This window comes from Pseudofrankia coriaricola (assembly GCF_032027725.1).
In the GTDB taxonomy this organism is placed as follows: domain Bacteria; phylum Actinomycetota; class Actinomycetes; order Frankiales; family Frankiaceae; genus Pseudofrankia.
In genome coordinates this window covers 367,133-390,073 of record NZ_JASNFO010000002.1, presented here as the reverse complement: position 1 = coordinate 390,073, position 22,941 = coordinate 367,133, and the positions used below count along the sequence as shown (strand labels likewise).

Genomic DNA, 22,941 nt, shown 5'->3' with positions numbered 1-22,941 from the left:
GGCCGGGGACGCGACAGAGCGTGGATGACCTACTGGTGGCGTGATCATGGCCACCCGCACCTATACAGCGCTCTTGACGAGCCCGCCACCTTGCCCGTCGCCATCGACCTCAACATCATGCGGGACTTGAGCGCATCTTTCGAAGCGGAGCGAAGCAGACGATCTCGGGTTCTCTCCTCACCTGAGCTGGCTGACCGCATCGAACTGGTCGTCACTCGTGGCCTTGATCGTGAGTTGCAGGCTCAGCCGGAAGACCTACACGCCCAACTAGCACGTCAGGCGACACGGTTCCCGCGTAGACGTGGCCCGGAGCAGGCCGCGGCTGAACTGTTCGAGGTAATTCGGAAGGCGGTGACAACACAGCTCCCCAATCCGAAGTTGGATCAAAACGACATCGGAGACATCTGGCAGATAGCCGAGGCGGCGGCAGCCGGAATGACCATACTTCTCACCTGGGATGACAAGCTACGGCAGGTCATCGCTCCGATAGTGCGTCAGATCGAGGGGATACCGGAACTCGCGAACCTCCGCATCATAGATCCTGACCACCTGGTCATCCGTCTCGATGAGATCACACATTCATCTGAATATCAGCCCAAGGCCATCGAGGGGGGAGGGTACAGTGTTGAGCTAGCAGGAGCGGACTCGGAGCACGAACTCATGTCATTCCTCGAGGAGTCGAAGGGAGAAAAACGCGGCCACCTACGAGATAGACTGCGCGAGATCGCTCGATCAGGACATGAGCGACTCATCGTCCGCACCCTCGTCGGCGAACCAGTGGCCTGCTTCTCCCGCCTTCACTCGGGTGATTTGCTGCGGGTATCAATTTTTCGAGTCGACGCTCGACCAGTTGCAGAGACGATGGCTCGCTACTTGCTATGGTCACTCCGCCGGACCGCCCGTCAGGCTGGTGCCAAGGCAGTAGAGATCGATGACCCGCACCTCTCTGAGGTAGTGATCCGAGCGGCAAGCCACGAGTCGTACCAGCGCATCGGAGACCGCTGGTACTCGTGGATTGTCGAGGCGACAGGCCCCGGCGCCGAGATCACCGCGATGGCGAACGAGGCGTACCGGATCGCTGAGGTCGGCCCTGCCTCGCTCCTCGCCCCGCATCTGCCGGCCGTGACCGCGGCACAGTACGAACGGACGTGGTGGCCCGCGAAGATTACCGACAGTGACCTCCCGCACTTCGTTGTGGCGATCCAGGAACGATGGAGCTCGGATCTCCTTGGAGTGCCCGCGGTTCTCACGCCCCGTCCTGACGAGCTGGCACTCGCGCGGGAACTCGTCTACTACCGAAGTGGCCGCAGCAGCCCGCTGCGAGCGCCGGGCCGCATCTTGTGGTGCGTCAGCGGGGGGCCATCCGGACCGCGACGATTCGTCGGCACCTCTCTACTCGACGCGATCGACACCGACACACCTGACGCTCTGTACTCCAGACTCTCACACTATGGAGTCTTTCGCCTCAGGCACGTGAAGGAGGCCGCCGGCGATAGCGATAAGGTCCAGGCTCTTCGGGTGTCCAACACGGAGATATTTCCCACGCCGGTGTTGTGGAGTAGCTACCTCGGCCTCCTCGACGCGCTGCCGGGGCCGAGAGGGGTGCTCGCTCCTGTCAAGATGCCTGTTGCCACGTTCGAGGCAATCTACAAACTAGGCACATCCAATCGGAGGTAATATCGGCCGACACCGCCGATCTCCATGGTTCGCGGCCTGACTTGTCGTAACGTCTCTCGTCGTGACCAGTTCAGCGGAACCTGCTGAAGAAACGGCGGCGCCCCGACCGCTCCTGCTCTCTCTTCGTCCGCGCTTCGCACGCGCGATACTTGACGGCACGAAGACGGTGGAGCTGCGACGCACGAGGCTGGCAGCCTCCAGCGGAACGTTGCTGATCTTGTATGCGAGTGCGCCTGTGATGTCCGTCGTAGGCGTAGCCCGCCTAGCCAGCACTGTGGTTGATACGCCGGACAGCGTGTGGAGCCGGTACGGGCGCTTCGCGAGCGTCAGCCGAGCCGAGTACGACCGGTACTTCATGGGCGCGCGTCTAGCAACTGCTGTACTGCTCGACAGCCCGCGGCGACTTGAGTACGGCTACTCGCTGGCCGAGCTCCGCGAGGCTCAGGTCAAGTTCCGACCCCCGCAGAGCTTCCGCTACCTGGCTGAGCATGACCCACTTGTGCTGCGGCATCTGAACGAGGAGCTGCTGTGCAGGGCGTGAAGGAGATCTCGATGGCCTGCGCCTGGGCCTTCAGTATCGGGCACCGACGCCCGGCCGGAGCCCGTGCCGAGGATGCGGCAGTTGATGTACACGGGTGCTGGGTTCCTCGCTTGGACTCGTGAACGCGGTGCGTCGGGCTAGCGATGGATGGGGCCCGGTCCTTCCGTCGGACCGATGTGATTTCAGTCACTGTCAGGGTGCGCTGCTGACGGCTGCGGGTGCCGGCGGGTCGGCATCCGTCGTGGGCGGTGACTGATGCGCGTGGGTTCTGGTCGGTAGTGTCGGAGCGGCTGGCGAACGGAACTCGCCAGAACCAAGCTGGGTGTTCCACCAGCGGGGCGACGGTTCGAGGTGAGTCACCGCCCAGCGGTCGGGGCTACCGCCCGGAATCACCAGGACGATGGCCGAGTCACGTCCGCCGGCAACTGCGTCAGCGCGTCCCCCATCGCCACGTCCACCTGGCCCTGCACTAACCCGCGCGCGTAGGTCAGGTTCGCGCCGTCCAGCTGAGCGTCAGTCAGATTGACTCCGGCGAGCATGACACCCGTCAGGTCTGCCCCGAACATGTGGGCCTCGGTTAGGTCGCTCCCGGCCAGCCAAGCATTGGTCAGATTCGCGTCGATCAACATTGCTCGTGTTAGGTCGGCCTCGGCCGCCACGATGCCAGTCAAATCCGCCCCGCGCAGCACGGCGTGGGTCAGCTTTGCCCGCCCCAGCTTGGCGTCGGTCAGGTTCGCCTCGACCAGATCAGCGCCGGTCAGGTTCGCGCCGTCCAGCTCGGCGTTACTTAGGTCCGCCTTGTACAGCTGGGTGCAGGTCAGGTTCGCTCTTCGCAGCTGGGCAAAGGTGAGATGAGCCTGATTCAGCGCGACGCTATGTAGGTCGGCGTAATCAATGAAGGTGAGGGCTGTCAGGCTGGCGGGGCCGCTGAGGTCCGCGCGGGTGAGGTCGGCTCGGTCGACGGCGCGAGGGGGTAGGCGTGCGAGGACCTGGACTGCGGCGCGCACGTCGGCCGCCGAGCCCTCCGCCGGCTCGGCGGAAGGCGGGGGCGGGCGGCGTAGCTCCGGGTCGGTAGTGCGGGTGCGCACGAACGCCGAGAGCACCTCGACGACGGTCCGCTGGTCGGGCGGCGAGTCGACCGCGAGTCGTTCTAGCGCGTAGATACCCCCGAGTCGAATACCGAGGTTCCCAGGCTCGTTGAGTAGCTTGACCGCCTCTACGTACAGCTCGCGCACGTGGGTGTTCGTGTTCGACGTCCGCTCGCGGACATCGGCGGCCTCGTTGGATCGTTTGGTCTCAGCGTTGGCCTGCCTGGTCTCGTTCAACGCAATCAGAGCACCTGCCACCGCCGTCAACGCCGCCGCTGCTGTGAGCAGTCCGCTCTGCAGCGCGGCCCGAGCCTCGGCACCGCCGTCCGTGCCCGGCGGATACATCCGGTCGGGCAGATGCCAGATGGCGACCACTGCCGCGATCGCACCAACCCCCGCGAGCCCGGCAATGATCCACAGCCAGCGCCGGCCGGTACGCCGTGCCCCGTCCCCGTTGTCGGACATAGTCCGGTTGTACCGCCATCACGTTCCCTTTGCGGCTGCCTCTGCAGAGTCGAGCATCGGTCTGGCGACTGGCTTCTCGCGAGGATCAAAGTCGACCAGGCCGAGTCTCGCGACAACGTGACGGTCGGACTCGCCCCGCTCCGCGAGTGGTGGCGACCAGCCCGAGGGCTGTCTCGCGCGTATCTGGTTTTGATCTATGTTGGGTCCTGGGGCGGGTGCGCAAGTCATAGATCGTCGTGGAGGGCATGACGACGGGATTTCGTCGGGCTGCGTGCCGACCACGGCCGGCGATGCCTAACCCCGTAGGGCACGCACCTACGCCCATCCCCGTTCGTGAAAACCGCTGGTCGTAGCCGGTGTGACGTGTTTCGGGCCAGTGCGGCGGAGCCCGGCCGCGATTGCGCTCAACCTGTCTGACCAGCGCAAATAGCAACACAAAAGATCATTCGCGCGTGCCCCCGGCAGGAATCGGACCTGCGGCCTACCGCTTAGGAGGCGGTCGCTCTATCCACTGAGCTACGAGGGCTTGGCGGTCTCCGTGGCCGTGGACCGCCCCGGGCGGGGCGATCTCGGGTCAGCGGTGACCAGGCGAGAATACGCCGCCTGGGCGGCGGATCGCGGGCGCGGTCGTTCCACTTGGGACTCGGAGCGCGAGACCGTGGGGCCCCGCGCGCGGGCCGGGGGAGGTCAGGGGTCGACGTAGACGAGGGAGGCGGTGCGGCGGTCGAACTCGGTGGGCCTGTCGGTGTCCTGGCGGATGCTGACGAGGTCACCGTGGGACTCGACGACGATCGGGGCGCCGGGAATGATCCCGTTTTCCTGCAGTCGCCTCATCGTGCCCTCATGAGCCTGCAGCCGCTCGGAGATCCAGCCGACGGTGACCGGCCTGCTCTTGCCACCGGCGAGGTCCGCGCTGGCGAGGAGGCTGGTCGGGGAGCCGTTGCCGCCCACGAACTGGTCGGTGGGCGGCGGGATCTCGTTCCCGAACGGGCATCGCTTGGGGTCGCCGAGGATGACCGTGAGCCGGGCTTCGACCTCGTCGGAGATCACGTGCTCCCAGCGGCAGGCCTCGTTGTGGACCAGCGCCCAGTCGAGACCGATGATCTTCGTGAGTAGCAGCTCGGCGAGCCGGTGCTTGCGCATCACCGCGGTGGCCCGGAGGAGCCCCTTCTCGGTGAACTGGACCGTCCGGTCCTCGGCGAGGGAGACGAGTCCCTCGTGCGCCAGCCGAGCCGTGGACTCGCTCGCGGCGGGAGCGCTGACGTGCAGCCGCTCCACCAGGCGCGCCCGTAGTGGCGGGATGCCCTCTTCCCGTAGCTCATACAGGGTACGGAGGTACATCTCGGTACTGTCGATCAGTGCAGTCACCGGTCTCCTTCGTCCATTCCTAAGAGTACGCCGCCTGCCGCTGGGGCAAGAGCCGTGTGGGCCGCGTCGGTGGTGCCGACTGGTCCTCGCGCGCGAATCCTGCTCGCGCTCCGGCCGCACGGCGGCCCAGGGGTGGCCAACGAGCCGCCGCGACCTACACTCGACGGGTGAGCACGACGCAGATCCGGCCAGAGACGTCCGATACGCGTACCGGCGAGGGGGACGACCACGCCCACTTCGCCCGCCGCGAGGAGATCGTCCGTGCGTCCATCGAAGGCGGCAGGGTGACCGCCCTGTGCGGTTTCAAGTTCGAACCGGTCCGGGACCCTCAGCGATTCCCGGTCTGCCCGCGCTGCAAGGAGCTCGTCGACATGGCCGAGCAGTTCGGATAGCGCGTCCGGGGTTCTGGCGATCCACCCGGAGTTCGGGTGGTCCTCCTGAGCCGAGTTCCTCTGGCCTGAGCTCCCACGGCTGATTCCCGGGCCGGTCGTGACCGGTCACGGCGCTCTCGCCGTCGGCCAGCGGCATCGCCGTCAGCAGGCAAGCATCTTCTGGACGGCCTGGCGGGTGACGCCCAGCTCGCGGGCGACGTCGGCCTGGGAGAAGCCTTCCGCGATCAAAGCCCGGATCAGGTCGCGGCGCTCGAGCGCGAGTTCCTGGGTCCTCCGGGCGTGCTCAAGAGCCTCTGTCCGAACCCGTCGTAGCCGGTCGAAGGCCTGCCGCTGTTCCTGTGTGTGCTCGTTCATGAGGCCTACGACGACAACCCAGGGTTGTCGTTGTCAACCCCCCGTTGTCGCGGGTCCCGGCCGGCGCTGACCGGGCTCAGCCGGACGGGCGGACGGCCCCCTGGAAGCTGGACCACCACACGTTCTCCACGCGGACGACGGCGCCGGTGTGCGGGGCGTGGATCATCTGGTCGTTGCCGATGTAGATGCCGACGTGATCCAGAGCCGCGTTGAAGAACACCAGGTCACCGGGGATGAGCTGGTCGCGGGACACGTGCCGGCCCGCGCTCCACTGGTCGCCGGTGTAGTGCGGGAGCTGGACACCGGCCTTCGCCCATACCCACTGTGTCAGGCCGGAGCAGTCGAACGCGTCCGGCCCCTCCGCCCCCCACACGTATGGCTTGCCGATCTGCCGGTGCGCCTCGGCGACGGCGGCCGCCGCGCCGCCGCCCCCAGCCACCGGCGGCGGGGGTGCGCCCGCTGCCGCCGGTGCGGGCGGGGCTGGACTGGCGGGCGTGACCGGGGTGGCCGGCGTGACCGGGGTGGCGGCGAAGGTGTCGCTCGCCTGCTGGACCAGGCCGGACTGCTGGCGCAGCCTCGTCTGCTCGTCGGCGGCGGCCTGGGCGATCCGCGCGGCCTCGGCGGCCGCGGCCTGCTGCCGCGCCTGCCGCGCCGCGGCCTCCCGCTCCCTGGCCTGACGTTCCAGGTCGGCCTGCTTGACGATCAGGCCGTCGAGCAGGGTGCGCTGCGTGCCCGCCGACGTCTCGATGATCCGTTTCTGGTCGGTGACGGCGTCAAGGGCGCCCTGCGCGTCCGCCATCGTCGTGCGAGCGATGGCGCGTGCCTCGGTCAGGTCGACGCGGGCCAGCCGCTCCCGGGTCTCGGCGACGCGGGCCCGGCGCGCCAGCGCGTCCAGCGCGCCGGCCCGGTCCAGCGCGCCGCCCGGATCGCCGGTGAGGATCGCCGACAGCGCGTCCAGTCCGCCGGCGCGGTACGCGGATGCCGCAAGCCCGCGCCTTTCCTGGACGGCGTCCTGGACCGCGGTGTCGGCCCGGTCGACGCGGGCCTCGGCGTCGTCGACGGCGGCTCTCGCCTGACCGAGCCGGATCCGACCCGCGTCGAACGCCTCGGTGGCTGTCGACAGCTTGGCGTCGAGATCCGCGAGTTCGCCGCGGGCGGCCGCGATCTGGGCCATGATCCCGTCGATCGTGTCGGACGAGCCACCATCGCCGACCCCTGCCGAGGGGCTCCCGTCGACCGACGGAGCAACAGGGCTCGCCCATGCGGGGGCCATGCCGGGGGCGAGGAACAGCCATCCGGAGATCAGGAAACCCAGCGACACCCGGACGCTGGGTGGCCGGCCGTGCCGCGCGGGCTGCGACACAGCCCGTTCGAGCCAACTCCTTGTCTCCGGTGATCTTTGAGACAGACCACTGCCCCTATGGGAGCCCTCCGACGGCGTGGTGCACACGGCGCGTCACAGTAACTGTCCGAAGTTTGACAGTCACGCATCCGCGCCGGGTGACACGTAGGGTTCCGAAGGATCTACAGCCGGCACACCCGAGTCGACCACGACGCGCCCAATTTGGCGAATTCACACACAAGAAACAGGGCGGTCACTGGTCCGGAACACGCCCTGAAGAACCTTCGACTCCGGAGGATCCGGGACGAGTGCCGCGGGCAGCGAACCGGTGGACCGCAGTCCGCGCGGCCGCTCGCGCGGGGGGAGAACGACGGGAGAGATATGTCCCAACAGGAACTAACGGACGCTGTCACCAACGCGGGGTTGTCCGCCAACGACGCCTGGTTGCTCACCAGCGCGGCGCTGGTGCTCTTCATGACGCCGGGCCTCGCGTTCTTCTACGGTGGCATGGTCCGCACCAAGCACGTCCTGGGCATGCTGATGCAGAACTTCTTCTGCATCGGGATCGTGACGCTGCTGTGGACCCTGGTCGGCTACAGCATCGCCTTCGGGCCGGCGACGAACGGCTTCTTCGGTGGCTTCGACTTCGCTGCGCTGCAGAACATCGGTGACCACGTCACGGCCGTGTACAACCCGGAGGGCGGCGGCGTTCACACCGTCGTCTTCATCGCCTTCCAGATGATGTTCGCCATCATCACGCCGGCTCTGATCACCGGCGCGAGTGCGGACCGCCTCAAGTTCGGCGCGTTCGTCGTCTTCATCGCCCTGTGGTCGATCCTGATCTACTCGCCGATCGCGTACTGGGTCTGGAACGTGAACGGCTGGCTGTTCAAGAAGGGCGCGCTCGACTTCGCTGGCGGCACGGTCGTCCACGCGAACGCCGGTGCCGCGGGTGTCGTCCTGGCGCTCGTGCTCGGTCGCCGCAAGGGCTGGCCGGGTGGGGACTTCCGTCCGCACAACGTGCCGTACGTCGTCCTCGGCGCGAGCATCCTGTGGTTCGGCTGGTTCGGGTTCAACGCCGGTTCGGCCCTGGGCTCCGGCTCGCTGGCCGCGTGGGCGTTCCTGAACACCCAGATCGCCACCGGTGTCGCCTCGCTCGCGTGGGTCGCTATCGAGTGGCTGCGTGACGGCAAGCCGACCACCCTGGGTGCTGCCTCCGGTGCCGTCGCCGGTCTGGTCGCCATCACCCCGGCCTGTGGTTTCGTCTCGCCGATGGGCGCCATCGCGATCGGCGCCATCGCCGGTGCCCTCTGCGCCCTGGCTACGGCCATCAAGGGCAAGGTCGGGATTGACGATGCGCTCGACGTCGGTGCCGTCCACCTGGTCGGCGGTGTTCTCGGCGCCCTGCTGATTGGCTTCTTCGGCACCGTCGACGTGAACGCTGCCGGCAAGGACGGCATCTTCTACGGCGGTCCATGGAGCGTTCTCGGCTACCAGGCGATGACCGTCGGTGCCACTGTCGGCTACTCGGCCGTCGGTACCGCGATCCTCGCCCTGTTCGTCAAGTACGTCCTGAACGGTCGCCTCAGCGACGACCATGAGGAGATCGGCCTCGACGAGGCGCAGCACGGCGAGACCGCGTACCGGTTCAGCTCGGTCGGCGGTGCGGGTTCCGCCTCGACGACCGTCGCCCCGGTCAAGGTGCCGGAAGAGGCGCAGGCCTGAACGTACGGGCCAGCGTCGCGAGCCTGACCGGGGTGGGGGAGTTCGTCTCGTCGCCGCCCCGGTAGGTACACAGCACGGAAGGTGGGGGTGCGTCGGTTTCAGCCGGCGCACCCCCACCTTGCTGTATCGACCCGGTTGCGGTCCCGCTCGGTTCGCGTCGGTCGTCCGGCACGCCCCGATACGTGGTCACATGCCCTTTGAGTACCCGGTGAGGAGGACGCACACACTCCCGGGCATGCTGCCCGGAGCTAGCGCGTGATCGGGGGAGGCACATGAACGCGCACATCGTTGATCCGCGGTTGCATGGAGCGGTCGTCGACGCGCATCTGTCCGCGAACGGCGCCTGGCTGCTGGTGAGCTGCGCGCTGGCGATGTTCGCGGTACTGGGCCTGGGCCTTTTCCACGGAGGCCTGGCCCGCGTCGGGCACGTCCTGAGCGTCCTCACGCAGAACCTGGTCTGCATCGGGGTCGGCACACTGCTGTGGGTACTGGTCGGCTACACGATCGCGTTCGGGCCCGGCGGCAACGGGGCGTGGGGCGGCCTCGGCGCCTTCGCCCTGCGCCACCTCGGCGACCCGGTGACAGCGCCCTACACCGCCGAGGGCGGCGGCACCCCGACGGTGATCGTCCTTACCTTCCAGCTGATGCTGGCTCTTCTCGCCGCCGCGCTGGTCACCGGAGCGACGGCTGGCCGGCTTCGGCTCGGCGCGCTCGCCCTTCTCGTCGCGCTGTGGCTGGCGTTGGTCTACGCCCCGGTCGCGCACTGGGTCTGGAGTCCGCACGGCTGGTTGTTCCGGCTCGGCGCACTGGACTTCGCCGGCGGCACCACGATCCACGCGAGCGCCGGCGCCGCTGGCGTCGTGCTCGCGGTTGTACTCGGCCTCCGCCCCGGTTGGCGGGATGTGTGGCGGGACGGGGGGCGCCTCGCGCGCGGCGCGGCCATGGCGCCGCGCGGCGCCGCGCGACCGGGCGGTGTTCCCAGGCGTTCGCCAGGCATCTCCAGGGGGCTGCCGCACAACGTGCCGCTGGCGCTGGTCGGCGCGGGCATCGTCTGGGTCGGCTGGTTCGGAGTCACCGCCGGCTCGGCGCTCGGCTCGGGTGAGCTCGCCGGCTGGGCGTTCCTGAACACCCAGCTCGCCGCCGCCGCCGCGATGATCTGCTGGCTGATCGTCGAGTGGCTGCGTGACGGCCGGACGACCCCGGTCGGCGCGGCGTCTGGCGCCATCGCCGGGCTGGTCGCCATCACCCCCGCGAGCGGCTTCGTGGCGCCGATGGGCGCCTTGGCGATCGGGGCGCTCGCCGCGGTCGCCTGCGCTTTCGCCACGGCCCTCACGGGCAGGGCCGGGATCGACGACGCGTTCGACGTCGGCGCCGTCCACCTCGTCGGCGGTGTGCTCGGCACCCTGCTCGTCGGCTTCTTCGCGACGGCGGATACCGGCGGCTCGATCAACGAGGGCCTCATCTACGGGGGGTCGTGGGGGCTGCTCGGCAGGCAGACGCTCGCGGTCGTGTCCACGGTCGGTTACTCAGCCGCCGTCACGCTGGTTCTCGCGCTGGCGATCCGGAAGACGTTGGCCGGCCCAGGGGAGCGTCGTAAGAATCCTGTCGGGCATGCCGGCCTAGCGGTCGCCGCTGTTCGGACGTGGCTGCCGGAACGTTCACCCGCCGCGCGCTTCAAGCCAATCCTTCGGCTCTCGCGAAACGGCGGGGAGGGGGAGCCGATCAGGGCTGGCCGGTCGTGGCGAAAAGAAGATGCGGACTGGTTCACTTTGTCCGGCGATGACGGTAGCGTCGCCGCCGTCAACTCGGTCAAGATGCCCGAGAGGACGCAGGCCTGAGCGAGGGGCCGCAGGTCTGTCAAAAAGAGGAGGAAAAGTAATGACCAAGCTTGTCACCGCGGTGATCAAGCCGTTCAAGGTCGACGACGTCAAGGCGGCGCTGGAGGCCCTGGGTGTGCACGGACTGACTATCTCCGAGGTTCAGGGTTACGGTCGGCAGAAGGGGCACACCGAGGTCTACCGAGGCGCAGAGTACAAGGTCGACTTCGTCCCGAAGATCAAGATCGAGGTTGTTGTCGACGATGAGGCCGTCGAGGACCTCGTTACCGCGATCACCAGTGCGGCGCAGACCGGCAAGATCGGCGACGGTAAGGTCTGGGTGGTCCCGGTCGAAACGGTCATCCGTGTGCGGACTGGTGAGCGCGGCTCCGACGCCCTGTAGCACCGGGGAGCGCCGGAGCCTCCGGACGCGACACCGCGAGAAGTTCTGATCGCTCCTCCTCTGCTTCGGTAGTGCGACCGTGATGGGCGGGGGCAGGCCGAGACCGGCCTGCCCCCGCCTTGTCCGCTCGTCGCGATGCGCCGGCGCCTACCGCCGTCCCCATTGGCGAGCGGCACAGGTGTCCGTCGCGTAAGGATCTGACTTGTATGACGGATCTGGAGGTGGGCGCGCGGTGGAGCACGGGGTGGACGTGGCAGCCGAGCTCGCGGCGTTGCGTGGACGGGACGGCGCGTTTCCCGATCTGATCGGAGCCCCGCTGCGGGTCGCGCTCACCGAGCGTGCCGACGTCGCGCTGCGGGCCCTGTTCGGCGATCCGGGCCCCGGCGTCGCCCTGCTCGCCGTGGGTGGCTATGGCCGCGGCGAGCCGGCCTTCGGCACCGACCTCGACTTGGTGCTGCTGCACGACGGCCGGCGCGGTGCGCGTGCCGTCGCCGCGGTCGCCGACGGCATCTGGTACCCGGTCTGGGACGCGGGCGTCGGCCTCGACCACAGCGTCCGCACGGTCGAGCAGGCCGTCTCGGTCGCCGACGGCGACATGAAGGCGGCCCTCGGCCTGCTCGACGCCCGCCTGGTCGCCGGTGACGAGGCACTCGCGACCAGGCTCGCCGAGGCCGTGCGGGCCCGCTGGCGTGCCCGGGCCAGCCGCCGGCTGCCCGAACTCGCCGAGCTGCACGCCGAACGCGCCCGCCGGGCCGGCGAGGTCGCGTTCCTGCTGGAACCCGACCTCAAGGAGTCCCGGGGTGGGCTGCGCGACGTGCAGGCGTTGCACGCGCTCGCCGCCGCCTGGGTCGCCGAGGCTCCGGGCGAGCGGGTGCTCGCCGCCCAGCGGATGCTGCTCGACGTCCGCGGCGAGGTCCGCCGGCTCGCCGCTGGCCGTGACCAGGACCGGTTGCTGCTCCAGGACGGCACCTCGGTCGCCGCGGCGCTCGGCTATCGGGCCGAGCCGGCCGAGCCCACCGGGTCCGGCGGGACCCGCGAACCCGCCCAGCCCGGCGAGCCGGCCGAACTGGGCAGGCCAGGCGCGCTCGGCGAGCCGGACTCGTTCGCCCTCGCGCACGCCATCGCCGATGCCGGCCGGACGATCTCGTGGACCTGGGACACCACGTGGCACCGGGTGTCCGCGGCGCTGCGCTCCCAGTCGCGCTGGCGCTCGCGCAGACCGGTACGCCGCCCGCTCGCCGCCGGGGTCGTCGAGCAGGACGGCGAGGTCCTGCTCGCCAGGGACGCGGACCCCGCGGCCGACCCGGCGCTGGTGCTGCGGGCCGCGGCCGCCGCCGCCCGCGCCGGCATCCCGCTCGGCAGGTTCGCGGTCGACCGATTCGCCCGCGAGACACCCCCGCTGCCGGACCCGTGGCCGGGCGCGGCCAGGGACGCCTTCGTCGCGCTGCTCGCCGCCGGCGACAACGCCGTGCCGGTGCTGGAGTCGCTCGACCAGGTCGGCCTGCTCACCCGGATCCTGCCGGAGTGGGCGGCGGTGCGCAGCCGGCCCCAGCGCAACCCGTACCACCGCTACACCGTCGACCGGCACCTGATGGAGACGGCGGCGCGGGCGGCCGATCACACCCGCGAGGTCGACCGGCCCGACCTGCTGCTGCTGGGCGCGCTGCTGCACGACATCGGTAAGGGCTATCCCGGCGACCACACCGACGCCGGCATCGTCATCGTCGAGAAGCTCGGGCCCCGCCTCGGCCTGCCGCCCGCCGACGTGGACGTGCTGATCGCGATGGTCCGCCACCACCTGCTGCTGCCGGACGCCGCGACCCACCGCGACATCGACGACCCGGCCACGATCGAGGCGGTCGCGGCCGCCGCCGGCAGCACGCAGGTGCTCACCCTGCTGCACAAGCTGACCCAGGCCGACTCCCAGGCGACCGGCGCGACGGCGTGGAGCGCCTGGAAGGCCCGTCTCATCAACGACCTGGTCACCCGCGCGCTGGCCGTCCTCGGCGGTGGCCCGGTGCCGTACCCCGGCGAGCTGACCGACCGCCAGCGCGCCCTGCTCGAGCTGCCCGATGAGCACCTCGTCCAGGTCAACGGGCTGCCCGACGAGGGCATGTACGAGATCGTGGTGCTCGCGCCGGACCACGTGGGCCTGCTCGCCGTCACGACCGGGGTGCTCGCGCTCAACCGCCTCGACGTCCGGCGTGCCTCGGCCCGCGGCGCGAACGGCCGGGCGCTGTTGCAGGCCGCCGTCGCCGGGCGGCACGGACGCGAGCCGGACGCGAGCCGGCTGCTCGCCGACGTGCGCCGCGGGCTCGAGGGCCGGCTCGACGTCGGGGGCCAGCTCACCGCCCGTGAGGAGGCGTACGCGACCCGCCGCCCGTGGCGTACCCCGGGCCCGCCGCGAGCGACGTTCGACGACTCCGGGTCGAGGACGGTGCTGGAGGTGCGCGCCCCCGACCGGGCCGGGGTGCTGTTCCGGATCGTGGGGGCGCTCGCCGGGGCCGGCGTCGACGTGCGTACGGCGATCGTCGCGACCATCGGCCTCGACGTCGTGGACGCGTTCTACATCCAGGAGCCCGACGGCGCCGAGGTCGTCGGCGAGGCCCGGCGCCGCGAGGTCACCGACGCCGTCCTGGCCGCCCTGGCTTCCGAAGAGCCGCCCGCGGCCTGAGGCCGGCTGGCGGTCAGTCGGCCGGCGAGGGCGGTCGCAGTCGTTCGAGGGCGGTGATGACGTCGGGGTAGCGGCGGGTGCGGGCGCCGCCGTCGACGCTGTAGAGGCTGCCGGAGACGTAGGCGGCCTCGTCCGATGCGAGGAAGAGCACGACGTTCGCGATCTCCTCGGGTTCGGCGAACCGGCCGAGCGGGGCGTTCTCGACGTAGTCCTCGACGACCCCCGGGACGTCCCAGAGCGGCGTCGTGAGCGAGGTGCGCACGAGGCCCGGAGCGACCGCGTTCACCCGGATGCCGTGACGGCCCAGCTCCAGCGCCGCGACCTCGGTGAGCGCGACGACGCCGGCCTTCGCCGCGCAGTAGGCACCCATACCCCGGCCGGGCTGGACCGCGTTGAGGCTGGCCATCGCGACGATCGAGCCGCCGTGCCCGCCCGCGCGCAGCGCGGCGCCCGCGTGCTTGACGGTGAGGAAGGCGCTGTTCAGGCAGAGGTCGACGATCCGGCGCCATTCGGCGTAGTCGTGGTCGGCGATCTCCCCGAGAAAGCCCCCGCCCGCGTTGGCGACCACGATGTCGAGCCCGCCGAAGCGGCTGGCCGCGAGCTGGACGACCGCGGCGACGTCCTCCTCGACGGTGACGTCGCACCGGGCGGCGGCGGCGACCTCCTCGCCGAGTTCCGCCGTGAGCTTGCCTAACCCCGTCTCGTCGATGTCCGCCGCGACGATCCGCGCGCCTTCGGCGGCGAGCCGCCGGGTCACCGCCCGGCCGATCCCGGACGCGGCGCCGGTCACCACGGCCACCTTGCCCGCGACTCGCCCGTTCCCCTCGGTCTGACCGCCCATCGCGTCGTCTCCTCGCTTCCTGCCATGGCCCGCGTCACAATCCAATGATCAAAACGACAGCCTGCCAGCCCGAAATGCCCGAAGCAAGCGGCTCCAGCCGTCCCTGGCAGTCCATGGCGCGCGCCTCTGCCCGGTATGGCGGGCCGTGCCGGGACGCGGACGCCGCCGGGTGCTCGGGCGTCCGCGGCCGGCGTCAGGGCGATGGCGCGCCGGTTCGGCGGAGGATCTCCTGGACGCGGACCTCGATCGTGGCTGGGTCGATGCCCAGCTGCCGGCCGATGTGCGACGACCAGACCTCGGACCGGACGGTGGTCTCGTAGTCCAGGTCGGCGCGCACGTTCTGGCGGCGGGTGTCCCGGTTCTGACTGATCATCACGAACGTCGACAGGAAGATCGCCTCCAGGCTGACGATCATCGTCAACAGGCCGTAGGGAAACGGGTCGAAGATTATCCTGTCGCCAAAGGCGCCCTGGTTGAGCAGGATCCAGACGGTGAACCAGACGACGTGCAGGTAGACGAATGACATCGAGCCGGCGAAGCCGGTGACGGCGTCGGCGAACCGCTCCTGGCCGGTCCGCCGCTGCGCGAGCAGCATTCGCTCGTTGACGACCTTCGGGTGGTGCCTGCCGTTGTGTGGTGGCGAGCTCGTGTCCTCGGCGTCCGGTGTGTGCGTCACGTTCCTATGCTCGCAAGCCGGACAGACGGGACGGTTAGGCGCAGAGAATCTCGCGTCGTGGGACGTGGACCGCACGCCACGGCGGTCCGAGGCGGCCCGGCCTGGCGGATTGCGTGGATGATGACGCCTCTGCTCGGAGAGGGCAGGATGAGGTGGTGAGCGAGCGGTCAGCCGGCCAGTCTCCAGAGGCCGCCGGTCGACCCGGCCAATCCGGCGGACCGGCGGCCAGCGGCCAGCGCGTCCCGTCGGCCGACAGCGCCGACAGCGCCGCCGGCCACTCCGGAGAGACGCCGGACCACCGGCGTGACCGGAACTGGACCGAGCTGCTACAGGAGCTCCGCGTCGCGCAGACGGGTGTGCAGCTGCTGACGGCCTTCCTGCTGGCGCTCCCGTTCCAGGCGAAGTTCTCGGACCTCAGCTCGGCCCAGCGGGGGCTCTATCTGGTCGTCGTGCTGCTCGCGGTCGCGGCGACGGGCCTTCTGCTGATGCCGGTCAGCCTGCATCGGGCGGTGTTTCGCCGTCACCAGAAGGAACTGCTCATCCAGGCGGCGAACGCGTTGGCGCAGGCGGGGCTCGCGCTGCTCGCGCTCGCCGTCGCCGGCGTCGTCACCCTCATCTTCGACGTGGTCGTCGGCCCCACCGCGGGGATCATCGCCGGTGCGCTGACCCTGCTGGTCCTTGTCCTGCTCTGGGCCGTCATCCCCGCGATCGTCCGGAAGCAGGCGGACGCGCAGACACCGCCGGAGTCACGGCCGGCCGCGGCGCCACACGACCGGGCCGGGCCCGCGGGTGAGGACGAGGACGGGGACGGGGACGGCACCATCTAGTCCACTGGCCCGGCAGAGGTCACCCAAGCCCGACGGTGGCCGCGGCCCGACAGCGACCGCGAGTCCGTCAGAGCATGACTGTCGCCCGGACCGCGGGGCCGCCGACACGACGAGGGGCGTGCCCGACCGCGCGGTGGTGCCCCGAAACGCGCCGGGCCGCCGCGCATCCGGGCTGGGTCGCTCGGGCAGGAGGCCGGCCCGGCGCCGTGGGGACGATCGGTGCCAGGGCCTGGCGCGGACCGAGGCCGCCCGGTCGCCCGTAGCGCCCCCGGCGTCGAAGTGCGCGGAGGGGCCGAGCCGGTGGCGTGTGCGCGGCGCCGACCTGGCAGGTCGGGCCCGGCTGGATGGGCGAAGTCGGGATGGCCTGCTCGGCGGCGCGCACGAGACGAACCGGGGCCGCGGGAGACAGCGGCCGGGCCGCGGCGGCCGGCCTGGCGGCCGGCGCCTTCGCGCCCGCCACCGGGCGGGTGGGCGCCGAGCCGGCCACCGGCCGAACCGGTGCCCGCGAAGGCTCCTGGCGGGGCTCCCGCTCCACCAGCTCGCGGCGTACCTGCTCGAGCAGGTCGCTCAGCCGGATGCCCAGCCCGCGGCATACCGCGGCGAGCACCTCGGAGGAGGCCTCCTTGCGGCCCCGCTCCACCTCGGACAGATAGGGGACGGAAACCCGCGCCGCGGCCGCGACATCACGCAGCGTCCGGCCCTGGCCCATCCGATAGTCGCGTAGCGCATCGCCGACCAGCCGGCGCAACAGCGGCGGTGACTCGCTCGATGTCGTCATCCGTCGCCTCCCACCGCCACCGGCCTCGCCGCGTCCGCCCTCCGGAGCCAGCCAGTCAGCCGGAGGGCGCCGCGACGGTTTCCCCTGATCGTAGTCGGAGGCCCGCCCGCCGCGGCCCCGATGCGGAACTCCGGGTCCATCCCGGTGCTCCGGCGGGCGGATGGAGCCTAGGCGTCGCGGTGGACGGTGTCGGGGGCGAAGGCGGGCAGGCAGACCGAGATGTAGTCGGCACCGTCGGCGCCGCGAGTGCTGTACCGCACCCACTCGCCGGCCGCCGTGTGGACGGCCTCGCCGGCACCGACCTCGATCACCCCACCGGAGTGCTCAACGGTGAGGACGCCGCGCAGTACCAGCGTGTACTCGTCGAACTCGGGCCGCTGGCCCGGCTCCTCCCAGCCAGACGGGCTGGTCATGTGCGCGATGCTCACACCGGACGAACCGGTGTTCACCATGCCCACGTACTCGCGGATGATCTTCGGCAGGCTGCCCGCCGCTTCGACGACGGTCGGCTTCTGAATAAAAGTCGGCATACGGACCATCATCGCCCCGACTTCGTCGTCCGACTCCGCCGGGAGCCGGCCGGCGCACGGCCAGGCGGCGGCGCAGGCGGAGAGCCGCGAGGCCTAGTCGCCGGCCGCGCGGCCGGCGCGGTGTGCGTCGTCGTGCAGGCCGTGCAGGAACGACTCGGCGATGCGGACCTGCTCTTCGAGGGAGCGCAGCTTCTCCTCGCCGAGAGCGACCCAGGTATGCAGCCGCTCTAGCAGCTCCTCACGCCGCTCGGGAGGAGTGCCGGCGCTCGTCGCCTCGTCGCGCAGGGCAATGAGAGCGCGCATCTCGTCGAGGGCGAAGCCGAGCGGCTTCATCTTCTTGACCAGGAGGAGACGGTCGACGGCGTCCTCGTCGTACAGCGGCGCCCCGGCTCCGTCCTCGGCGACGGCGGCGAGCAGGCCGGCCTCGGCGTAGAAGCGCGTCGTGCGCAACGACAGGGTGACCTTGTCCGCTACGTCGCCGATCGGGTAAACCTCGCGTCCGGCGCTGGCAGGGGACGGGATGCTATGCGTGCTGGACAACTGAACCCTTACTCGATGCTGGAGGCGGGACGGGTGGGCTCGGCGGGTGCCGCTGCCGGGCGCGGAGGCACCCGGCGTCCGTTGCGCGCCGATCGGTGACCGCTCGTGGCGGCGCCGGCGGCGCGGACGGTCAGGTCCGGTCGGGGCTCGTCTCGGTCGAAGGCGCGTCGTGCTCGGGGCCGTCTGGGCTGTGAGCGGTGATGGCGCGCGCGACGCCGTCACTGTCACCATCGTCGCAGGTCGTGGCGCTGTCACCGGCGATGGGAGCGGTGTCGGTGGCGCCGGAGTGGGCGACGACATCCGTGAGGTCGTCCGGGCTGTCGGGCAGGCGGGACGCGTCGTCGTGCAGGCCGGCGACGAAGTCCGCCGCGATCCCGGCCCGCGCCCGCAGGTCGGCGAGCTTCTCCTCCGCCAGCGTCGCCCAGGTCTTCAGCCGCTCCCGCAGCTCATGCTGGCGGTCCGCCGTCAGGTCCGGCAGGCGAAGCTCGTCACGCACCGCGAGCAGGGACCGCATCTCCTCCAGCGTGAAGCCGAGGGGCTTCATCCGCTTGATCAGAAGCAGCCGGTCCAGGGCGTCCTCGTCGTAGAGACGGAAGCCGCCCTGAGTCCGCCCGACCGGGGTGAGCAGCCCGGCTTCCTCGTAGAAGCGGACCGTGCGCAACGACAGACCTACCTGTCGGGCCACATCCCCGATCTGGAGAACGGTGCTCGGGGCAGCCGTGGCCGCATCGTTCGTGGACGCGTCCGGATCCCGTCGGGCGGTGAACAAGGCTGCCCCCACCTCACTGTCGAGTTCCGAATACCGATGGCCTCGCCGGTGACTTTACGACAGTTGGCCCGAGCCCGGCACATCGACCGCGTCAGGCCGAAACGGTTCCCCGACGGCCCCGCTGGCCGGAGCTCCGCCGGGGCGGTGGTGGAGACGACGGCGGAACCTCGCGGCCGGGACGACGGCCGGCCGCTGGTCACCCCAGCCGGGCGAGCTCCTTGCCGATCTTGTCGGCGGTGGCATAGGTGACGCCGATCAGGCCGACGTCCTTCCAGCGCAGCACGCCGTCAGCGTCCACGAGGAACACCGAGCGGCGCAGCCCAAGACCGGGCATCGCGATCCCGTACTGGCGGATCACGGCACGGTCCGGGTCGGCCAGCAGCGGGAAGGACAGGGCACGATGCCTGGCGAACCGCTCGTGGCTGTCGAGGTCCTGCGGGCTGATGCCCCAGACCTGGGCACCGACGCCCGAGAACACCTCCATGCTGTCCGCGTACGAGCACAGCTGCTTCGTGCAGACGGGCGTCTCGTCGCCGGGGTAGAACGCGAGCACGACCGGGGTGCCCTTGGCGGCCGAGAGGGTGTAGTCGGAACGGGCGGTCTCGCCGTCGTGGACGACCAGGCCGGAAAGGGTGAAGTCGGGGGCCTGCTGGCCCACAGTGGGCGTCGCCATCTCAGCGCCCGGCCGAGGCGTCGGGTACCGGAGCCAGCGCTGGCATCGGAGTCTCCTGTCGATGTCGGGTTCGGTGGTAGTCAGGCCACACAACGACCACGGACAGCGTCAGTTGCCCTTATGCGCCATGGCGTACCAGCCGCGCAGCCTAGATGACCCAGGCGGCCAACACGGGCGCTTTAGGTGACGTACACGTTTCTTATGGCATCGGGCGCGTTGATTCGGACACGTTCCAGGGGCTGGTCACGACGGCTTCGGCCCCGGCATTCGCGTGGCCGCCCATGCCGTCGTCCTCGGTCCCGACGGCATCGGCGCCGACGAGGCCAAGCGGGAGCGTGGCGCTCAGCGGGCTCGCGCCCGCATCCCGCGGCTGCTCCTCGTCCGGCTCCGCCGCGTTCGTCCGCGCCGTCGTCGGGTCGGTCGCCGTCCGCGGCCCCGGCCGGGGTGGCCGGCTCGCCGAGCGCGTGTGCGCACCGCGCGTCCGCCGGCCGGCGGACCGGGCGGCGGGCGTACCCGCGCCAGCCGCCTGGCGTGGCCCGGCGGCCGGCGGCGCCCAGACGGCCGCAGCCAGTGCCAGCCCCGTCGCCACGACCAGTGCCAGCACGACGATCATCCCCGCGGCCAGCAGCAGCGCCGGGGGCAGCCCCAGCTGGTGACCGAAGACAAGCAGGCAGCTCAGGCCGATCGCGAGGCCCCCGACGACCGCTGCCCGACCGTTCGTCCGGCGCTCGCGGCGGCGCCTGCCCGGCAGGTCGATGCCGCCGGCGGCCGGCGTGTCCCCCATCGGGCGGAGGGTCCTGAGCGGTTCGACATCGACCGCGGTCTTCTCGGCGTCGGTCTCGTCGTCAGCTCGCGCCTCGCGGACCCGCGCCTCGTCGGCGTCCGTCGCCGCGTGGCCATCCGCGCCGGCCGGCTCATGAGCCTCCGTCGTCGGGCGCAGCAGGGTCACCGACCCGTCGAGGCTCGCGACGGCGAGCAACCCACGCTTGGGGGCGAACGCGACGGCAGTCACCGGCAGTCGGGTACGTATCCGCCCGACCGCGGCGGTCGGGTCCAGCAGGTCCCACAGCGCGACGTGCTCCGCGCTCACAGTGGCCAGCCACCGGCTGTCCGCGCTGAAGGTGACCGACGTGACCCAGCCGGCGTGCGCGTTGATCGAGGCCCGCGGCGCGGGCGCCGACGGGTCGATCGTGTGCCAGAGGTCGACGGTGCCGTCGAGGCGTCCCACCGCCATCGTCCGGCCGTCCGGCGCGACCGCCACGTCCAACAGCGGGCCCTCGCCGGCCGTCAGGTGCATTCGGCGCACCGGCGTGGCCGAGACCTCCCAGAACTCGACCCGCTCGCCCGCGGTCGCGAGCCAGCGGCCGTTCGGGAAGATCGCGGCGGCGCGGATCAGGCGCGAGTCACCCGCGCGGCCCAGCGGGCGGGGGTGGGTGGGGTCCGTGACGTCCCAGATCCGGGCGGCCTCCGCGGCGAAGCCGGCGGCAAGCCGCCGCCCGTCCGCCGAGAAGTGCAGCCCGGTCAGCCCTCCGGGATGAGCGAGCAACGCGCGCGGAACGGGTCCGGCGAGCTCGTCGATCTTCCAGAGCACCGCGTGGGTGTTGTCGTGGCCCGTGGCCAGCCATGTGCCGTCGGGTGAGAACGCCACGACCGGCCCGGCCGCGAACCTCGTCGAGACCTCCCACATTCGCGCGGGCACGCCCGGGTCAGCGACATTCCATAGCCGGACGAGGCCATCGCCGCTCGCCGTCGCGAGCCGCCGCCCGTCTGGCGAGAAGGCCACCGCGTAGACCGGCGCGAACCGTCGGTCGACGTTGCCCCTGGCCCAGACCGGCCGGGACAGCGAGCGCCCGGCCGACTGCCAGCGCCGTTCGGACGGTCGGCGTGGAGCCGACGGCCAGATCAGGGCGGGCAGCAGGTATCGGCCCCGCGGCCGGCCCAGGGTCTCCTCCCAGTCCACGGCGGGGAGCCAGCGCCGAAACCGCGGCTGACGCAGCGTCCGCTCCCAGCTCATGTCCAGCGACCAGCGCAGCGCCCGCGGCCAGCGCCGCGAGGACGGCTCCCGCCCCGGCGGTGGCCAGGACGCGGGCAGCGGGAGGCGTGTCCACCGCCAACGGGTCCAGGGCCACCGGCGCCGCCGCTGCTCCAACACTCCGACGACCGCGAATCCCTCCGCGTCGGGCTCGGCCCCACCCGGCCGCGTCGCGGCGGCTGCCGCGACGGGCCATTCCGCGGCGGCCACGGTGGTGGGCTCACCGACGGCGCTCTCACCGGTGGTGCTCCCACCGACTGGCGCCGTGGCCTGGCCGGCCAGGCCAGCACCCCCAGGGCTCGTCGGCGCGGTGGCGTCGTCCGGCGCGCCGCCAGGAGCGGTCGGGCTGTCCCACCCGCGGTAGGCGAGTGGAACGGTAAGCGGCCCCGTCTCGTCGGCCATCGGCGTCAGGAACGGGCCGTCGATCGGGGGGAGGATCAGGGGACCGGTGTCCGGGGGCGGCGCCGGGATCGGGACCGGGCCGGTCGTCGGGTCATCCGGTATCAACAGGCGGATCAGCTCACCGAGATCCCCCGTGCCTGTTGGACTGAGCGGTGAGGAGACCCGGGTCTCGACCGGCTCCGGCGTTGCGTCGGCGAGCCCGGCCAATCCAGCGCCGGCCCGCTGGGCGGCCCTGCCCGGCGCGGGACCGGCCGTCGCTCCCGGCAGCGGTGACTGCTCCGTCGCCGTGGCGGGCGCGGCCTTGGCCCGGCTCCGCGTCGACTGGGCGCGGCTGGCCTTGACCGGCGCGGCCTCGACGGCCGGCGCGCCGGCCGTCGCCTCGGCGGAGGGCGCCTTGGCACGGGTGGACCGGGTTCGGGTCGTCTTCGGTCTCGGTGGTTCCGTGGGCGTGGCGGTGGCGGTTGTGGCGTCCGAGGCTGTGGCGTCCGAGGCTGTGGCGTCCGAGGTCGTGGCGTCCGAGGTCGTGGCGTCGGCGAATGGCGTCGGGCCGGTCGTCGCCTCGTCGGTCCCCGCGCCGGCTGGCGTGGCCTTGGCGTGGGTCGGCCGGGCGCGGGTCGCCCTGGCCGAGGGAGCAGGCTGCCGCGCGGCCGGTGTGCCTTCGGCCGTGGCCTGCTCAGTCGGCGCCACGGTCGTGACGGCCGTGCCCTTCGCCGCCGCCGTCCTGGCTGGCGCGCGCCGAGGAGCCCGCGTGCGGGCTGGCGCCGCGGGTACGGCCTCGGTCTCAGCCGCCGGGGCCGGCGAGTCCGGCAGGGTCCCCGTCGTCGGGGCCTGGGCCACCGCGGGTTCGGGGGAGGTAACGGACGCGGGCGACGGGGTCGTGGGCGACGGGGCCGTGGACGACAGGGCCGTGGACGACAGGGCCGCGGGCGACGCGGGCTGGGCGGACTGGGGTTCCGCGGACTGGGGTTCCGCGGGCAGCGCCTTCACCGGCGGGGGCTCCGGGGGCATGGCCGACGTGGCCTCATCC

20 protein-coding genes, 1 tRNA gene and 1 pseudogene are annotated in these 22,941 nt (G+C 71.3%); 9 read left to right on the top strand and 13 right to left on the bottom strand.

From position 1 onward, the window contains the following. Positions 1-24: 24 nt before the first annotated feature. The 3 genes and pseudogenes from QOZ89_RS03765 to QOZ89_RS03760 all read left to right on the top strand — a co-directional run bounded on the left by QOZ89_RS03765 (position 25) and on the right by QOZ89_RS03760 (position 2,218). On the top strand, positions 25-1,677 hold the full coding sequence (locus tag QOZ89_RS03765) for a PIN domain-containing protein (protein ID WP_312622950.1): 1,653 nt from the start codon (positions 25-27) through the stop codon (positions 1,675-1,677). 61 nt (positions 1,678-1,738) lie between these two features. Further along, a pseudogene (locus tag QOZ89_RS48190) lies at positions 1,739-1,936 on the top strand (ASCH domain-containing protein); the annotation flags it as partial. Positions 1,937-1,951: 15 nt separating this feature from the next. Then, positions 1,952-2,218, top strand: coding sequence for a hypothetical protein (locus QOZ89_RS03760; protein ID WP_312622949.1), 267 nt, complete (start codon positions 1,952-1,954; stop codon positions 2,216-2,218). A 389-nt stretch (positions 2,219-2,607) separates the two neighbouring features. Here QOZ89_RS03760 and QOZ89_RS03755 read toward each other — a convergent pair whose 3' ends face one another. From QOZ89_RS03755 to QOZ89_RS03745, 3 genes are all read right to left on the bottom strand, one after another. Beyond that, positions 2,608-3,771 (bottom strand): pentapeptide repeat-containing protein, encoded by a 1,164-nt coding sequence (locus tag QOZ89_RS03755; protein WP_312622948.1) that lies wholly within the window; start codon positions 3,769-3,771, stop codon positions 2,608-2,610. 453 nt (positions 3,772-4,224) lie between these two features. Continuing rightward, a tRNA-Arg gene (locus QOZ89_RS03750) sits at positions 4,225-4,297 on the bottom strand. A 161-nt stretch (positions 4,298-4,458) separates the two neighbouring features. Next, positions 4,459-5,139: a metal-dependent transcriptional regulator gene (locus tag QOZ89_RS03745; RefSeq protein ID WP_071049627.1), complete on the bottom strand. Its 681-nt coding sequence runs from the start codon at positions 5,137-5,139 to the stop codon at positions 4,459-4,461. 167 nt (positions 5,140-5,306) lie between these two features. Here QOZ89_RS03745 and QOZ89_RS03740 point away from each other — a divergent pair, with 167 nt between their 5' ends. Further along, complete coding sequence (locus tag QOZ89_RS03740) at positions 5,307-5,531, top strand: DUF3039 domain-containing protein (RefSeq protein ID WP_071049626.1); 225 nt, start codon at positions 5,307-5,309, stop codon at positions 5,529-5,531. A gap of 141 nt (positions 5,532-5,672) precedes the next feature. On the opposite strand, the gene QOZ89_RS03735 is transcribed toward QOZ89_RS03740, so the two are convergent. Both QOZ89_RS03735 and QOZ89_RS03730 read right to left on the bottom strand, forming a co-directional pair. Continuing rightward, positions 5,673-5,885: a TrfB-related DNA-binding protein gene (locus QOZ89_RS03735; protein WP_071049625.1), complete on the bottom strand. Its 213-nt coding sequence runs from the start codon at positions 5,883-5,885 to the stop codon at positions 5,673-5,675. 76 nt (positions 5,886-5,961) lie between these two features. After that, complete coding sequence (locus QOZ89_RS03730; protein ID WP_071049624.1) at positions 5,962-7,248, bottom strand: C40 family peptidase; 1,287 nt, start codon at positions 7,246-7,248, stop codon at positions 5,962-5,964. Between the two features lie 360 nt (positions 7,249-7,608). Between QOZ89_RS03730 and QOZ89_RS03725 the strand changes: the two genes are divergently transcribed. The 4 genes from QOZ89_RS03725 to QOZ89_RS03710 all read left to right on the top strand — a co-directional run bounded on the left by QOZ89_RS03725 (position 7,609) and on the right by QOZ89_RS03710 (position 13,846). Continuing rightward, positions 7,609-8,952: an ammonium transporter gene (locus QOZ89_RS03725; protein WP_071049623.1), complete on the top strand. Its 1,344-nt coding sequence runs from the start codon at positions 7,609-7,611 to the stop codon at positions 8,950-8,952. 272 nt (positions 8,953-9,224) lie between these two features. Further along, on the top strand, positions 9,225-10,790 hold the full coding sequence (locus QOZ89_RS03720) for an ammonium transporter (RefSeq protein ID WP_071049622.1): 1,566 nt from the start codon (positions 9,225-9,227) through the stop codon (positions 10,788-10,790). Between the two features lie 40 nt (positions 10,791-10,830). Beyond that, positions 10,831-11,172 (top strand): P-II family nitrogen regulator, encoded by a 342-nt coding sequence (locus tag QOZ89_RS03715; RefSeq protein ID WP_071049621.1) that lies wholly within the window; start codon positions 10,831-10,833, stop codon positions 11,170-11,172. A 250-nt stretch (positions 11,173-11,422) separates the two neighbouring features. Beyond that, complete coding sequence (locus QOZ89_RS03710) at positions 11,423-13,846, top strand: [protein-PII] uridylyltransferase (RefSeq protein WP_071049766.1); 2,424 nt, start codon at positions 11,423-11,425, stop codon at positions 13,844-13,846. 13 nt (positions 13,847-13,859) lie between these two features. On the opposite strand, the gene QOZ89_RS03705 is transcribed toward QOZ89_RS03710, so the two are convergent. Both QOZ89_RS03705 and QOZ89_RS03700 read right to left on the bottom strand, forming a co-directional pair. After that, positions 13,860-14,687, bottom strand: a complete 828-nt coding sequence (locus QOZ89_RS03705; RefSeq protein ID WP_071049620.1) for an SDR family NAD(P)-dependent oxidoreductase — start codon at positions 14,685-14,687, stop codon at positions 13,860-13,862. A gap of 193 nt (positions 14,688-14,880) precedes the next feature. Next, on the bottom strand, positions 14,881-15,363 hold the full coding sequence (locus QOZ89_RS03700; RefSeq protein WP_071049619.1) for a DUF1003 domain-containing protein: 483 nt from the start codon (positions 15,361-15,363) through the stop codon (positions 14,881-14,883). A gap of 155 nt (positions 15,364-15,518) precedes the next feature. On the opposite strand from QOZ89_RS03700, the gene QOZ89_RS03695 reads away from it, so the two are divergent. Beyond that, the gene (locus tag QOZ89_RS03695; RefSeq protein WP_083418831.1) at positions 15,519-16,190 is read left to right on the top strand and encodes a DUF6328 family protein; all 672 of its coding nucleotides are present in this window, start codon (positions 15,519-15,521) and stop codon (positions 16,188-16,190) included. A 67-nt stretch (positions 16,191-16,257) separates the two neighbouring features. On the opposite strand, the gene QOZ89_RS47140 is transcribed toward QOZ89_RS03695, so the two are convergent. The 6 genes from QOZ89_RS47140 to QOZ89_RS03665 form a co-directional block, all read right to left on the bottom strand. Then, positions 16,258-16,968 (bottom strand): helix-turn-helix domain-containing protein, encoded by a 711-nt coding sequence (locus QOZ89_RS47140; RefSeq protein ID WP_083418830.1) that lies wholly within the window; start codon positions 16,966-16,968, stop codon positions 16,258-16,260. A 167-nt stretch (positions 16,969-17,135) separates the two neighbouring features. Beyond that, complete coding sequence (locus QOZ89_RS03685) at positions 17,136-17,498, bottom strand: cupin domain-containing protein (RefSeq protein ID WP_071049765.1); 363 nt, start codon at positions 17,496-17,498, stop codon at positions 17,136-17,138. 93 nt (positions 17,499-17,591) lie between these two features. Continuing rightward, positions 17,592-18,038: a MerR family transcriptional regulator gene (locus QOZ89_RS03680; protein ID WP_071049618.1), complete on the bottom strand. Its 447-nt coding sequence runs from the start codon at positions 18,036-18,038 to the stop codon at positions 17,592-17,594. 130 nt (positions 18,039-18,168) lie between these two features. Continuing rightward, positions 18,169-18,807 carry a MerR family transcriptional regulator gene (locus QOZ89_RS03675; RefSeq protein WP_312622947.1) on the bottom strand — a complete coding sequence of 213 codons (639 nt, stop codon included), beginning with the start codon at positions 18,805-18,807 and terminating at the stop codon, positions 18,169-18,171. A 196-nt stretch (positions 18,808-19,003) separates the two neighbouring features. Then, positions 19,004-19,480, bottom strand: coding sequence for a peroxiredoxin (locus QOZ89_RS03670; protein WP_071049617.1), 477 nt, complete (start codon positions 19,478-19,480; stop codon positions 19,004-19,006). A 199-nt stretch (positions 19,481-19,679) separates the two neighbouring features. After that, positions 19,680-22,922: a WD40 repeat domain-containing protein gene (locus QOZ89_RS03665; protein ID WP_131804036.1), complete on the bottom strand. Its 3,243-nt coding sequence runs from the start codon at positions 22,920-22,922 to the stop codon at positions 19,680-19,682. Between the last annotated feature and the right edge of the window lie 19 nt (positions 22,923-22,941).